Origin of the sequence: Kutzneria sp. CA-103260, assembly GCF_018263855.1 — a bacterium.
Lineage (GTDB): Bacteria > Actinomycetota > Actinomycetes > Mycobacteriales > Pseudonocardiaceae > Kutzneria.
In genome coordinates this window covers 9,053,073-9,067,544 of record NZ_CP073318.1, presented here as the reverse complement: position 1 = coordinate 9,067,544, position 14,472 = coordinate 9,053,073, and the positions used below count along the sequence as shown (strand labels likewise).

The window sequence follows — 14,472 nt, the reverse complement described above, 5'->3', positions numbered from 1 at the left end:
CGGCGGCACCCGCCAACCGTAGCGTTACGACCATTTGGAGCATTGCGGGTAAACGTTCCTTAAGGAAACCTTCTTTACTATTCCGCCGCCGCCCCAGAACTCCCCGTGAGGAGGCGGTCCATGCTCCGCAAGAGCCAGGTCCCCTGGCTTGTCTCCGCGCTCGGCCTGGCACTGGTCCTGCCGGCCGGCGTGTCCGACGCCAGCGCCCAGCCCAGAGTCGACCAGCTCCGGGTCGCCGCGCCGACCATCCCGGGTCAGACGGTCACGGTGCCCGGCTGGAAGCTCCAGACGAGCAAGACCGCGACCCAGGGCGGCGCCACGCTGTCCGCGCCGACCTACGACGACAGCGCCTGGACCTCGGTGCCGGCCCGGTCCACCGTGATGGGCGGTCTCATCTCGGCCGGCAAGTACGGCGACCTCAACTACTCGACCAACCTGAAGAACGTCGACAAGTCGGCGTTCTCGGTGCCGTGGTGGTACCGACAGACCTTCAGCGCCACCCCCGCCGCCGGCAGGCACACCTTCCTGCGGCTGGACAACGGGATCATCGGCGGCTCGGAGATCTGGCTCAACGGCACCAAGATCGGCACCACCGACACCGGCGCCTACCCGGCCCACGAGTTCGACGTCACCGGCGTGCTCAGGTCCGGCACCAACGCGCTGGCCGTCAAGGCGTCGCCGGCCGACCCGAAGAAGCAGCTGTCCATCTCCTGGGTGGACTGGACGCAGCTGCCGCCGGACAACAACATGGGCATCTGGCGGGATGTGCAGCTGGCCGAGTCCGGCTCGGTCACGGTTCGCAACACCCGGGTCGTGACCTCGCTGGCCGGGGATCTCAAGAGCGCCGATCTGACGATCAAGGCCGAGATCACCAACAACACCAACGCATCCGCCACCACCACGGTGGCCGGCACGGTCGACTCGACGCCGTTCAGCCAGCAGGTGACGCTGACCGCCAACCAGACCAAGACCGTCAGCATCGCCCAGCACCTGGTCAACCCCAAGGTCTGGTGGCCCTACGAGATGGGTGACCAGCCGCTGTACCACCTGGCGCTCAACGCTTCCGTGGACGGCCAGGTCTCCGACAGCGCCGCCACCGACTTCGGCGTGCGCGACGTGAAGTCGTCGATCAAGGACGGCGGCATGGCGTTCACCGTGAACGGCAAGCCGTTCCTGGTGCGCGGCGGCGGCTGGGCCTCGGACCTGTTCCTGCGCTACGACAACCAGAAGCTGACCGACCAGCTGGACTACGTGCGCGACCTCGGGCTGAACACGATCCGCCTGGAGGGCAAGGAGGAGAACGACGAGTTCTACCAGCTCGCCGACAAGCTGGGCATCATGGTGATGCCGGGCTGGGAGTGCTGTTCCTACTGGCAGAGCTACAGCAGTTGGAAGGACGCCGACCACACGGTGGCCAAGGCGTCGGCCACCACTGAGGGCCTGCGGCTGCGCAACCACGCCAGCGTGCTGGGCTTCTACATCGGCAGCGACACCGCGCCGCCGGCCGCGGTGGAGAAGGACTACCTGGACGGGCTGAAGGTCTCCGACTGGCAGGCCCCGATCATCTCCTCGGCGGCCAAGGCGTCCAGCCCGGTGACCGGCGCGTCCGGCAACAAGATGGACGGCCCGTACTGGTGGATCCCGCCGAACTACTGGTACGGCGGCCAACTCGGCGGCGCGTTCGGCTTCGCCTCCGAGGTTGGCCCCGGCCCGACCATCCCGGACAGCGACGCGCTCAAGAAGTACCTGTCCCCGCAGGAGCTCTCCGACCTGTGGCAGAACGGATCCAAGGCGCAGTACCACCTCTCGCCCAGCGGCGAGTTCTCCAAGCTGGGCTCGTTCCTGACCGCGCTGGGCAAGCGCTACGGCACGCCCAAGAGCCTGGACGACTTCGTGGCCAAGGCCCAGCTGACCAACTACGAGGTCAACCGGGCGCAGTTCGAGGCGTTCGGGCGCAACCAGTCCAAGTCCAGCAAGCCGGCGACCGGCGTCATCTACTGGATGCTCAACAACCCTTGGCCCACGCTGTACTGGCACCTGTACGACTACTCGATGCAGCCCAGCGGCTCGTACTTCGGGGCCAAGACCGCGTTGCGGCCGCTGCACGTCCAGTACTCCTACGACGACCGGTCGGTGGCCCTGGTGAACACCGGTCTGTCGGCGCAGTCGGGTCTTTCCGTGCAGACGACGATCTTCAACGCCGACGGCACGGTGAAGTCCGACACGACGCAGTCCGGCGTCACCGCCAAGGGCAACGGCTCGACCACGCTGGACAAGGTGGCCACGCCGAGCGGCCTGTCGGCGACGTACTTCGTGCGGCTGCTGCTGAAGGACTCCAGCGGCACTGTGGTGGACCGCAACGTGTACTGGCTGTCCACCAAGGCGGACACGCTGAACTACGGCGGCTCCACCTGGTACGACACGCCGCAGACCGGCTACGCCGACCTGAGCGGGCTGCAGAACCTGGGCGCGGGCAAGGTCGACGTCACCGCGAGCACCACCACCGCCGGCGACCGCTCCACCACGTCGGTGAAGCTGAGCAACAGCGGCAGCAAGGTGGCGTTCTTCCTGCGGGCCACCATCCGCAAGGGGGCGTCCGGCGAGGAGCTGGCACCCATCACGTGGAGTGACGACTATGTCACGATCTGGCCCGGTGAGTCCGTGACCCTCAAGGCCGACTACCGGACCGCCGACCTGAGCGGCACTACGCCGAACGTGCAGGTCGGCGGGGTCAACGTGGCCGCCAAGACGGTGGCCGCCGGCCCGAGGTAGGCCCATGGGTGAGCTTTTCCGCGGTGCGCGGGTGTCGGAAAAGCTCACCCATGTTGGTTACAAAGAGTGGTTCGGGGACCCCTGGATGTTATGAGAGGGTGAAGTGGCCCGAACGGCACTTTCGAGGGGCCTGAACACCTTGTCTGATAACACCCACCTGCTGACGATCACGCAGGAGATGCGCGAACACGCGAAGTCCAACCCGCACACCTGGCTGCACATCCTGGATCCGGCGTTCCGCCCGGACGACGAGGTGCCGCCGTGGGGCGTCATCGGCTCGTTCCGGGTCGACGAGGACGGCGTGATCGACGAACGCTTCGAGCCCAACCCGAACTGGCGGCCCTCGCCGGTCTCGGCCGGCATGCCCGCGCCGGAGACCCAGCTGGAGCGGGCCATGCAGCAGGCCCGCACCGGTTACGCGCCCGAGGAGTCGGTGCTGGGCGGCGTACTGAACTCGACGCTGCTGGTGTACGCCAAGAGCCCGGAGGACCGGGAACTGCAGGGCTTCCAGGACCAGATGACCGGCCAGATCCTGGTGGCCGCCTGCACCTCCAGCCGGTTCGTGCCGGAGGCGTGGCCGCACGCAAGGGCTATTGCCGGCGCCGACCTGGTGGCCAAGCTGGCCGGCTGCCCGCTGCTGATCAATCCGGGCAGCAAGCCAGGCGCGCTCATCCCGGCCGAGGCACTGCTGGCCGCCGCGGGAGTTCGGCCCGCGGTGAATTGATCGACGCTAGGGTCGATCGTGTGGCGAACACGATGAGGGCCGCGACCGTGACCCCGGGCCGGCCGGACGACCTGCGGGTGTCGGAGTGGCCGGCACCCGTGGCCGGGCCGGGGGAACTGGTGGTCGAGGGCCTGCTCGTCGGGCTGTGCCACACCGACCTGGAGATCATCAACGGCCGCATCGACTCACTGCCGCCGGGGCAGGACCGCATGGTGCTGTTCCACGAGTCGCTGGGCCGGGTGCTCGACGCCCCGGCCGGCAGCGGCTTCGCCGCCGGGGACCTGGTGGCCGGCGTGGTGCGGCGGCCGGATCCGTTGCCGTGCCCGCCTTGTGCGGCCGGCCGCTCCGACTTCTGTCAGAACGGCGACTACACCGAACGCGGGGTCACCGGTCTGGACGGCTTCGGCTCCGAGCGCTGGACAGTGCCGGCGCAGTACGCCGTGCGGCTGGCGCCCGAGGTCGGCGACTGCGGCGTGCTGGCCGAGCCGACCTCCATCGTGGCCAAGGCCTGGGACCAGGTCGACATCGTCGGTGGCCGGACTTTCCATGCGCCGCAACGGGTTCTGGTCACCGGGGCCGGGCCGATCGGCCTGCTGGCGGCGCTGCTGGGCGTGCAGCGGGGGCTGGAAGTGCATGTGCTGGACCGCATCGAGGCCGGCGTGAAGCCGGAGCTGGTGCGGGCCCTCGGCGCGACCTACCACCTCGGGCTGGACACGGTTCCCGTGGTGGACGTCGTGATCGAGTGCACCGGGGCCGGGCCGCTGATGTTCGACTCGGTGCTGAAACTGGGCCGCAACGCGGTGGCCGTGCTGGTCGGACTGTCCACTTCGGACAATTCGGTGCCGCTGTCGCCGGGCAACCTCAACGACACCTTGGTGTTCGGCAACGCCGCCGTGGTCGGCAGTGTGAACTCGGCCCCGACCCACTTCCGCACGGCGGCCGAGGCGCTGGCCAAGGCCGACCAGGAATGGCTGCGCCGCCTGCTCACCCGCCGGGTCCCGCTGTCGGACTGGCCGCGAGCCTTGGAGCTCCACGACGACATCAAGGTCGTCGTGGAGCTTTCGCGCTAGCTAGAAGAGGGTCTCGATCTGGTCGGGGCGGCCGGGGCGGGCGAACAGCCAGCCCTGGCCGGCGTCACAGCCGATCTTGCGCAGCCGCTCGGCCTGCGACGGCGTCTCCACGCCCTCGGCGGTCACGGTCAGCCCGAGCGCGTGGGCCAGCGAGACCAGGGTGCTGACGATCTTGGCGTCCACCGGGTCGGCCCCGTCGGCGGCGCGCATGCCCTCCATGAACGAGCCGGCGATCTTCAGCTCGTGCACCGGAAGATGCTTGAGGTAGGCCAGGTTCGAGTACCCGGTGCCAAAATCGTCGATGGCGATGCGCACCCCCATGCCGGACAGCTGGCGCAGCGCCTCCAGCGGCTCGTCGGCGGTGCCCATGATCGCGCTCTCGGTCAGCTCCAGCTGCAGCAGGTGCGGCGGCAGCGCGAACTCCTCCAGGATCGACTTCACGTCGTTGACCAGCGCCGGGTCGCGGGACTGGCGCACCGCCAGGTTCACGCTCACGAACGGCGTGGCGTCGCCGAAGGCGTCCAGCCAGCGCCGGGCCTGCTGGCAGGCCTTGCGCAGCACCCAGCGGCCCAGCGGCACGATCAGGCCGGTCTCCTCGGCCAGCTCGATGAAGCGGTCCGGGGCCAGCCGCCCGAACTCCGGGTGCTGCCAGCGAACCAGCGCCTCGACGCCGAGAACCTTGCTGTCCTCCAACCGAACCAGCGGCTGGTAGTCGACGTAGAACTCGTCGCGCTCCAGCGCCGCCGGCATAGTGGCGGACAGCGTGAACCGGGCCACCTCGCGGGCGTTGCGCTCCGGGTCGTACATCGCCCAGCGGCCCTTGCCGTCGGCCTTGGCCCAGTACAGCGTGATGTCGGCGTCGCGCATCAGGTCGGCCGAAGTGGTGCCGTTGATCTCCCGCTCGACCAGGCCGATGCTGGCCGACACGGACAGCTCGTGCCCGTCGATGCGGATCGGGCCGGTCAGCGAGTCCAGCACCCGGTCGGCGATGTCCACAATGGACTGCGTGCCGGTCGAGCCCTCGATCAGGATGACGAACTCGTCGCCACCCATCCGGGCCACCAGCCGGCCGTCGCCGGCCACTGACTCGTCCAGCCGGTTGGCCACCGAGACCAGCAGCTGGTCGCCGATGTCGTGGCCGAGGCTGTCGTTGATCACCTTGAAGCCGTCGAGGTCCAGGTAGCACAGGCCGATCCGGGTGCCGGCCGAGCCGCCGTCGAAGGCCTTGCTCAGCCGCTCCAGGAACAGCGCCCGGTTGGGCAGCGTGGTCAGCGGATCGTGCAGCGCCTGGTAGCGCAGCCGGTTCTGCAGCAGGTGTCGGTCGGTGACGTCCTCGACCATGGCCACCTGGTACGCGGGCTGCCCGTCGTCGTCCCGCACGAGCGAGATGGTCAGGTGTGTCCACACCGCCTCGCCGTCACGGCGGTTGAAGCGCTTCTCCACGCGGAAGTGGTCGCGCTCGCCGTGCAGCAGCTGCTCGTAGAAGCCCCACACGCTCTCCGCGTCGGCCGGGTGCATCAGCGAGCGCAGGTTGCGCTGCCGCAGCTCCGAGGCCGGGTAGCCGAGCATGTCCTGAAGCGACTGATTGACCTCGAGGATGTTGCCGTCGGTGTCGGAGATGCCCATGCCGATGGCAGCCTCGGCGAACACCGCGCGGAACCGGGCCTCACTGGCCCGCAGCGCCGCCTCGGCGTGGTCGCGGGCGTCCAGCACGGCCTCCCGGATCGCCTCCTGCTCGTCCAAGGTCCGCTCCCGCAGGCTCTGCGCGTACCCCGCGGACAGCGCGCCCTGCAGCGCGGCGATACGCGAGCGCAGGTGCGGCTCGGTGTCCCGGCCCAGCTCGGTGAGCAGGTCGTCGCCCATCAGCTGCACGGTGCGGTCCAGCGTCTCGGTGCCGGTGAAGTGGGCCTCCACCAGCCGGATGCCCACCTCGTGGGCGGCCGAGGTGCGGAAGGTGTCGGCCAGCAGCGCCTCGACCAGCAGCTCGGTCAGCCCGCGCAGGTGGTCGACGACCTCGGCCTTGGTCATCGGCACGTAGCTGGTGCCGATGATCGCCGAGGCCCAGGACTGCGCGAAGGCCTCCATGCCGGCGGCGACGGGCTCAGTCACGGCCGACCGCGCCCGGGGTATGTCCTGCCTGGTCCACCCCGTCATGGCTTGCGCCCCACCGCGACGTAGGCCGCGCTGCGCTTGGGATGCTCATCCAGGTCCTCCAGCACCGCCTCCGGACGCCACAACGACACGTCCACCACTCCAGGTTCCGCCAGTTCGAAGCCGGCTAACAACTCGGTCACCTCCGCCGCGCTCCTGGGGTGGAAATCGATGGTCGTGTTGTCCCGATAGAGCTGCTCGGTGCGCTGGTAGTCCTCGAGGCCGCCCTCCACGGAGAAGTTGGTGAGCACGATGTGGCTGCCGGGCACCACCCGGTCCCGGTAGCGGGCCAGCACCCCGGGCAGGTCGACGTCGTTGCCGACGAAGTCCAGCACGCCCACCAGCAGTAGGCCGATCGGCCGGTCGAAGTCGAGCACTCGACGGGTTTCCGGGTGGTCCAGGATGGCGTCCGGCTCGCACATGTCGCCGACCACCACGGCCGAGTCGGCCGCGCCGAGCAGGCTCTTGCCGTGCGCGCCGACCACCGGGTCGATGTCCACGTGCACCACGCGGGCGAACGGGTCCAGCCGGCGGGCCACCTCCAGCGAGCCGCCCGGCGTGGGCAGACCCGAGCCGAGGTCGAGGAACTGAGTGACCCCCTGCTCGACGACGTAGCGCATGGCACGCGCCAGGAACCGCCGGTGCAGGTGCATCATCCGCGGCAGCTCGGGCATCAACTTCGCCGCAGCGTCGGCCAGCTCGCGGTCGACGGCGAAGTTGTGCGCGCCACCGAGGTAGTAGTCAAAGATCCTGGCCACGCTCGCGCTGCGCAGGTCGATCTCCGGGCGCTCCACGCGGCCACCTCTCGTCCCTGGCGTCTGCCCACCCGAGTAGGACCGCTGGCGAGCATACGACCGGGCCGGCCGGGCGTCTAACGTCACGTTTTCTCCCTGCGGCCGGACGACACCCGGTGCCAGGCGGAGTAAACCCCTTCACTGTGAAAACCAGGTGCCATGGGTTCCTCCCCCCGTCGCCGCGGCGGCAGCGCTCCAGTGGACCACTCGTTTGGCGGACATGGTGTCAGCTTGAGGCGAATCACACAGGCTGGAGACGGGCCGGCGGGGCAACCATGTCCAACAGCACGCTCGCCGCTGCACTGAGCGACGCCGGCGTGACGATCGCGGTGTCCCAGGTGGGCGCCGGGCCGTCCAGCGGCACGAACCGGGCGCGGGAGCCCTTGTGCACGAAGTTGCCGGGCAGGATGGCCACCCCCAGGCCGTTGGCGACCAGGTCCAGCAGCGAGTGCACGTCGTTGACCTCCAGGGCCACGTGCCGGTCCACGCAGCCGGCGGCCAGCAGCCGGTCCACGGTGTCCCGGGTGCCCCAGTCCGGGTGGTAGTCGACGAACGGCAGGCCGTCGAGTTCCCGCAGGTCGACGCGGTCGCGGCCGGCGAACGGATGGTCCGGGCCGCAGGCCAGCATCATCGGCATGGTGTCCAGCGGGGTGACCATCACCTCGTCCGGGATGCGCGGCGGCCGGGCCACGAAGGCCACGTCCAGCCGGCCGGCCCGGACCTGTTCGACCAGGGCGCCGGAGCTGTCGTGGCGGAGCTGGATGTCGACCCCGGGATGAGCCTTGCTGAATCGAGCAAGAACACCGGGCAGGTCCACGGTGCACAGGCACTGGATGGTGCCGACGGCCAGCCGGCCGCGCAGCAGGCCCTGCACCGCGGCGACCGCGTCCTTGGCCGCCGCCACGTTGGTCAGCGCCCGGCGGGCCTCGACCAGCAGCGCCCGGCCGGCCTCGGTCAGCTCCACCTGCCGGGTGCTGCGTAGGAACAGGGTCGCGCCCAGCTCACGTTCCAGCGTGCGGATGGAGGCCGACAGGCCGGACTGGGCCACGTGCAGGCGCTGGGCGGCGCGCGTGAAGTGGCACTCCTCGGCGACCGCGACGAAGTACTCGAGCTGGCGCAGTTCCACGATTGAGCATCCCCAGTGATCGGGCGAATCACTTTCTTCTGTTGGACAGCTTAATACCGGGTCAGCAGGCTGGTGTCGGGTCAACAACCGACGAAAGGACCACGATGCAGACTCGCCGCATCGGCGACGCCCAGGTCAGCGCGATCGGGCTCGGCGGCATGCCGATGTCCATCGAGGGGCGGCCGGACGAGGCGCGCAGCATCGCCACCGTGCACGCCGCGCTGGACGCCGGCATCACCTTCTTCGACACGGCCGACGCCTACTCACTGGGCGGCCCCGAGGTCGGGCACAACGAGACGCTGATCGCCAAGGGCGTGGCCAGCTGGGGTGGCGACCGCTCCGACGTGCTGATCGCCACCAAGGGCGGGCACCTGCGCCCCGGCGACGGCAGCTGGACGCTGGACGGCCGCCCCGAATACCTCAAGCAGGCCGCCGAGGCCTCGCTCAAGCGCCTCGGTGTGGAGGCCATCGGCCTCTACCAGTTCCACCGGCCCGACCCGCGCGTCGACTACGCCGACTCGGTCGGCGCCATCCGGGACCTGCTGGACGCCGGCAAGATCCGCTACGCCGGCATCTCCAACGCCGACCCGGAGCAGATCAAGCTGGCCGACGAGATCCTGGGCGGCCGGCTGGTGTCGGTGCAGAACCAGTTCTCGCCGGCCTTCCGGTCCAGCGAGCCCGAGCTGGAGCTGTGCGACGAGATGGGCGTGGCCTTCCTGCCGTGGAGCCCCTTCGGCGGCATCACCAAGGCCGCCGAGCTGGGCAACCGGTTCGCGCCGTTCGCAGAGCTGGCCGCCGACAAGGGCGTCAGCCCGCACGTGCTGACGCTGGCCTGGATGCTGGCCAAGTCGCCGGTGGTCGTGCCGATCCCCGGCGCCAGCCGGCCGGCGAGCATCCAGGACTCGGCCACCGCCGTCGACGTGAAGCTGACGGCCGAGGAGATCGCCCGGCTCGACGCCGCCTAGTAGGCGTAGCCGCTGAAGGTGAGGGCGACCGGCTCGGCGCCGGCGTTGCGGACGAAGTCGTATGCGCCGGCCTCGGCCGGCACGGCGGCGGCCGGTCGCCACTCAACGAAGGACACGTCGTCGAAGTCGACCCCCTGCCCGGCGACGGAGCCGGCCCGGCTGGCCGCCAGCCCCAGGCGCAGCAGCACCATGTTGCCGCCCAGATCCTTCGGGGTCAGATCGATCGACACGTCGTGCCACTGGCCGTCCGAGGGCACCGTGACCGGCCGGTTCACGTCCCGCAGCGGCGTGGACTCCGGGTCCTCGGTCGGATCGGAGTCGTCGAAGTGGTACGGCGTCAGGCGGATCAGCGGGGTCGCGCCGCCGGTCACCCGGACCCGGGCCGTCAGCGTGTAGGTCGGATCCGGGTCGATCGGCGTGCCGTCGGCCGCCTCCTCGCGGTGCTGCGGCAGGGCGATCCGGGCCACCGGCCGGTCCAGCCGCTCGTCCCCGCCCGCGGCCTGGACGTGCAGGTAGCCGCCGTCGCCGAGGGCCCCGTCGCCGACGACGTCGGCCGACCAGTGGGTGTCGCCGTCGGGCTTGCCGTCCACGGTGTCGTCCTCGAAGCTGCCCCAGCCGAACAGGTCCCGTCCGATGTCGATGTTGGGCGCGGCCTGACGGGGATCGACCAGGCCGGCAAATCCGATCTTGCTGATGGCGTGTGGGGCGACCGTGACCTTGACCGGCGTCGACGGCGGCGGATCAGCCGTGATCAAGGCCGTGCCGTGGTCGGCGTGGAACTGCGCCGGCCGTGTGTCGGGATCCTGAGGCGTCGGCACCGTCAGCACCGCGCCGCCGGGGCCACGCTGGGTCTGCACCGGCCGCCGGCTGTTCGCCCAGACGCCGAGCACCGTCCGCTGGGCCGCCGCGCCAGTGGCCAACTCCGGCTTGTAGCCGTCGATCTCCACCGGCACCAGGCGGGCCTCCACCAACTGGTCGCCGTCCCAGACCGTGCGCAGGAAAGCCGACGAGAACGTGGACATGAAGTCCTGGTCGAACACGAAGTTGCCCATGCTGTAGGCGATCAGGTGGCCCTTGTACCACTCCATGCCCTGCAACACGTGCGGATGGTGGCAGATCACGATGTCCGCGCCGGCGTCGATGGCCGCCCGCGCCATGGCCCTGGTGTCCTCGGCGCTCGCGGTCTGGAACTGGAAGCCGGTGTGCATCTCGACGATCGTGAGCTTCGACTGCTGGGCGACGTCGTGGATCTGCGCCGGGGACGCGGTGTTGTCCCAGCGGGCCGCGCCGGCGTGGCCGCGGCGGGCCACCCAGTCCTGGATCTCCGGGTAGACCTTGGTCAGCGAGTCCCAGGCCGCGGCCTGGTCGGCCTTGCTCAGCTTCAGGTAGGCGGCCCAGGCCTGGCCGATGGTCCGGTTCTGCGTCGCCACCCGGCCGTAGCCCCAGGACCGTTGCTCGTACTGCCAGGCGTCGGCGGCGCTGGTCGGGGAGCCGCCCTTGGGATAGGAGTCGTTGACGTACGAGCCGTCCACGCTGGTGTAGGCCAGGACGGCCACGTCGGTGCCGTGCACCTTGGTCTGGAACGGCTTCTCCGGCTCGTCGCCGACAGTCGTGCCGACCACCGGGAAACCGGCCGCGGTGAGGGCTTTTTCCGTGTCGGCGACGCCGCTGTCGAGGAAGTCTCGGGTGTGGTTGTTGGCCAGCAGCGGGACGGTGACGCCGAGCGCCTTCAGGCCGTCCATGCTGGCCGGCGGCGACTCCAGGATGAACCGCTTCTTCGGGTAGGCCTGGCTGGCCGCCGCCGAGCTCACCACCGTCTCCAGGTTCACGGTGCTCAGGTCGGCCATCCGGAACGCCGGGGCCACCGCGTCCACGACCGCCTTGGCGCCGTTGGCCGCGTCACCGGCCGGGATCAGCGAATCGCTCTGGTAGCGGCGGCCGAACATCACATCGCCGGCCGAGTTGACCACGAACCGCTTGCCGCCGTCGTCCGACAGCAGCCGGACGTCGATGGTCCGGCCCGCGTCCGCCAAGCCCAGCAGCACCGGCTCGGCGATGTGGCCGGGGGCCTGGGCGACCGCCATCGTCGGGCCGTTGGCCAGCGACACCGTCTGCGGATCCCCCAGCGGCCGGCCGTTCTCGTCCACCGCCCGCACGGTCACCGCCCGGGTGGCGGCCGCCGCGGCGACCTCGCCGTCGCCGGGACAACGCCACAGGCAGCCGCCGACCAGGTTGGGCACGATCGCCACCCCTCCGACCACCAGCGCGAGGATCAGCACCAGGCTCAGGCGCTTGCCGACCGCCGCGATCCACCGCCGGCCATCCCGCTCATCCCCAGCAGCCGCCATGACGCGCCTCCCATTTGTTAGGAAACTTTCCTAATAGTGGGAGCACGCCCCGCGTTCGTCAAGACACACTCAGCGATGTTGGCCGTGGTCGAAGCCGGCCGACTCCGGTCCGCGCAGTGGCCGCTCCAGACGCTCCAGCACCGGCAGCGCCCGGCGCAGGTCGTCCAGCAGCAGCTCGGCCAGATCCCGGGTGAAGCCGTTGCGCACCACGACGCGCAGCGCCGCCAGGTCCGTGCGGTCCTCGGGGAACGTGTAGGCCGGCACCAGCCAGCCGGCCTGCCGCAGCGCCGCCGACACGTCGAACACCGAGTACCGGGTCACCTCGTCGGCCAGCGTGAACGCGAACACCGGCAACTGGTCGCCGTGGGTCAGCAGCCGGAACGGCCCGATCTTGCCGATCTCGGCGGCCAGCCAGGTCGCCACCTCCCGGCAGGCCAGCTGCACCCGCTGGTAGCCCTCGAAGCCCAGCCGCAGGAAGTTGTAGTACTGGGCGACCACCTGCGAGCCGGGGCGGGAGAAGTTCAGCGCGAAGGTCGGCATGTCGCCGCCCAGGTAGTTGACCCGGAACACCAGGTCCTCGGGCAGCGCGTCGGCGTCGCGCCAGACCGCCCAGCCCACGCCCGGGTAGACCAGCCCGAACTTGTGGCCGGAGGTGTTGATCGAGGCCACCCGGGGCAGCCGGAAGTCCCATTCGAGGTCGGGATCGCAGAACGGGGCGATCATCGCGCCGGACGCGCCGTCCACGTGCACCGGGATGTCGTGGCCGGTGCGCTGCTGGAACTCGTCCAGGGCGGCGCAGATCTCGGCCACCGGCTCGTACGATCCGTCGAAAGTGGACCCCAGGATCGCCACCACGCCGATGGTGTTCTCGTCGCAGCGAGCCACCGCCTCGGCCGCCGACAGCGTGAACCGGTCACCCGCCATCGGCACCAGCCGGGCCTCGACGTCCCAGAAGTTCGCGAACTTTTCCCAACATATCTGGACATTGATGCCCATGACGATGTTGGGGCGATCGACCGGTTCGCCCGCGGCGCGCCGTTTGTGCTGCCACCGCCGCTTCATCGCCAGGCCGGCCAGCATGCACGCCTCACTGGAGCCGGTGGTGGAGCAGCCGACGGCCCGGGCCGGATCCTCGGCGTGCCACAGGTCGGCGAGCATCCGCACGCAGCGCGACTCCAGGTCGGCGGTGCGCGGGTACTCGTCCTTGTCGATCATGTTCTTGTCGAACGTCTCGGCCATCAGCCGGGTCGCCTGCGGCTCCATCCAGGTCGACACGAAGGTGGCCAGGTTGAGCCGGGCGTTGCCGTCGAGCATCAGCTCGTCGTGCACCACCTGGTAGGCCAGCTCAGGATCGACACCCTCGGCCGGCAGCACATCGCGCGGGATGCTCACCGGCTCACGGGTGAACACGGGATTGACCGAGACGTCGCTGTGCCGGCCCGCGTTGTCGGCCGGATGCCTGAGACCCATGTCGGACAACGCTAGCCCCGGACACGCGGGGGCGCCTACCGCGAGATATTAGGCCATTCAGTCTAGTGTAGTAGTCCGTTCGGTCCCCAGCGGGGAAGGAATTCGCGCATGGAGTCGAAGACACGAACAGGTGTGCGGGCGTTGCTGGCCGGCGCGCTCCTCACGGCGATGCTCGCCGCCCCGACGCCCGCGTCCGCCCAGCCGCTGGCCCACCCGGAAGACGACTACGCCGGCTCGCAGATCGCCCGACACGAGGGCACCGGCACCGGCGCCGCGCCGCTGCTGGACGTCCGGGCCAACGACGACGCCATGGGGCTGGACGTGGCCAGCTATCAGGGCAATGTGGACTGGGCCGCGGTCGCCCGCAACGGCGGCTCCTTCGCCTACTCGAAGGCGACCGAGGGCGTCACCTACACCAACCCGTACTTCGGCCAGCAGTACAACGGGTCCTACAGCGCCGGGCTGGCCCACGGCGCGTACCACTTCGCGCTGCCCGACGTCTCCGACGGCGCCACCCAGGCCAACTACTTCGTCGACCACGGCGGCGCCTGGTCGCGCGACGGCCGCACGCTGCCGCCGGCGCTGGACATCGAGTACAACCCCTACGGGGACACCTGTTACAAGCTCACGCCGGACCAGATGACCGCCTGGATCAAGGCCTTCAGCGACCAGATCTGGTACCGCACCGGCATCGCGCCGGCGATCTACACCAGCTACACCTGGTGGACGAAATGCACCGGCAACACCAACGTGATGCGTGGGAATCCGCTGTGGATCCCGCACTACGGCACGGATGTCGGCACCCTGCCGGCCGGCTGGACCTCGCAGGCGATCTGGCAGTTCGCTGACAAGGGAACGTTCCCGGGCGACCAGAACCGGTTCAACGGCAACGCGAGCCGGCTGCGCGCCTTCACGCTCGGCTGACGTGTTCGTGAGTTCTTAACCGGAAGCATGGCGCCAGGGTTGACACATGGCGCAGACTAGCGATTGACGGCAAGGCGACAAGGCTGTCAGGCCAACGTGTTCACTCCGACGACGTAATACCGCTACTC

General features: G+C 69.9%; 10 protein-coding genes. 5 read left to right on the top strand and 5 right to left on the bottom strand.

Going from position 1 to position 14,472, the window contains the following annotated elements:
- Nucleotides 1-120: 120 nt before the first annotated feature.
- From JJ691_RS40215 to JJ691_RS40205, 3 genes are all read left to right on the top strand, one after another.
- Nucleotides 121-2,772 (top strand): glycoside hydrolase family 2 protein, encoded by a 2,652-nt coding sequence (locus JJ691_RS40215; RefSeq protein WP_211764713.1) that lies wholly within the window; start codon nucleotides 121-123, stop codon nucleotides 2,770-2,772.
- 139 nt (nucleotides 2,773-2,911) lie between these two features.
- Nucleotides 2,912-3,496: a type VII secretion system-associated protein gene (locus JJ691_RS40210; RefSeq protein ID WP_211764712.1), complete on the top strand. Its 585-nt coding sequence runs from the start codon at nucleotides 2,912-2,914 to the stop codon at nucleotides 3,494-3,496.
- Nucleotides 3,497-3,516: 20 nt separating this feature from the next.
- Entirely contained in the window at nucleotides 3,517-4,566 is a 1,050-nt protein-coding gene (locus JJ691_RS40205) for a glucose 1-dehydrogenase (RefSeq protein WP_249227324.1), read from the top strand.
- On the opposite strand, the gene JJ691_RS40200 is transcribed toward JJ691_RS40205, so the two are convergent.
- The 3 genes from JJ691_RS40200 to JJ691_RS40190 all read right to left on the bottom strand — a co-directional run bounded on the left by JJ691_RS40200 (nucleotide 4,567) and on the right by JJ691_RS40190 (nucleotide 8,637).
- Nucleotides 4,567-6,675: a putative bifunctional diguanylate cyclase/phosphodiesterase gene (locus JJ691_RS40200; RefSeq protein ID WP_249227323.1), complete on the bottom strand. Its 2,109-nt coding sequence runs from the start codon at nucleotides 6,673-6,675 to the stop codon at nucleotides 4,567-4,569.
- A gap of 41 nt (nucleotides 6,676-6,716) precedes the next feature.
- On the bottom strand, nucleotides 6,717-7,511 hold the full coding sequence (locus JJ691_RS40195) for an SAM-dependent methyltransferase (protein WP_211764710.1): 795 nt from the start codon (nucleotides 7,509-7,511) through the stop codon (nucleotides 6,717-6,719).
- 241 nt (nucleotides 7,512-7,752) lie between these two features.
- Nucleotides 7,753-8,637 carry a LysR family transcriptional regulator gene (locus tag JJ691_RS40190; RefSeq protein ID WP_211764709.1) on the bottom strand — a complete coding sequence of 295 codons (885 nt, stop codon included), beginning with the start codon at nucleotides 8,635-8,637 and terminating at the stop codon, nucleotides 7,753-7,755.
- Between the two features lie 104 nt (nucleotides 8,638-8,741).
- On the opposite strand from JJ691_RS40190, the gene JJ691_RS40185 reads away from it, so the two are divergent.
- The gene (locus tag JJ691_RS40185) at nucleotides 8,742-9,602 is read left to right on the top strand and encodes an aldo/keto reductase (protein ID WP_211764708.1); all 861 of its coding nucleotides are present in this window, start codon (nucleotides 8,742-8,744) and stop codon (nucleotides 9,600-9,602) included.
- On the opposite strand, the gene JJ691_RS40180 is transcribed toward JJ691_RS40185, so the two are convergent.
- Both JJ691_RS40180 and JJ691_RS40175 read right to left on the bottom strand, forming a co-directional pair.
- Nucleotides 9,599-11,950: a CapA family protein gene (locus JJ691_RS40180; protein ID WP_211764707.1), complete on the bottom strand. Its 2,352-nt coding sequence runs from the start codon at nucleotides 11,948-11,950 to the stop codon at nucleotides 9,599-9,601. The two genes, JJ691_RS40185 and JJ691_RS40180, sit on opposite strands and share 4 nt — an antisense overlap.
- A 69-nt stretch (nucleotides 11,951-12,019) precedes the next feature.
- Complete coding sequence (locus JJ691_RS40175; RefSeq protein WP_211764706.1) at nucleotides 12,020-13,420, bottom strand: glutamate decarboxylase; 1,401 nt, start codon at nucleotides 13,418-13,420, stop codon at nucleotides 12,020-12,022.
- Nucleotides 13,421-13,528: 108 nt separating this feature from the next.
- Here JJ691_RS40175 and JJ691_RS40170 point away from each other — a divergent pair, with 108 nt between their 5' ends.
- A complete protein-coding gene (locus JJ691_RS40170) occupies nucleotides 13,529-14,344 on the top strand; it encodes a lysozyme (RefSeq protein WP_249227322.1) in 816 nt (271 codons plus the stop codon).
- Nucleotides 14,345-14,472: the final 128 nt, after the last annotated feature.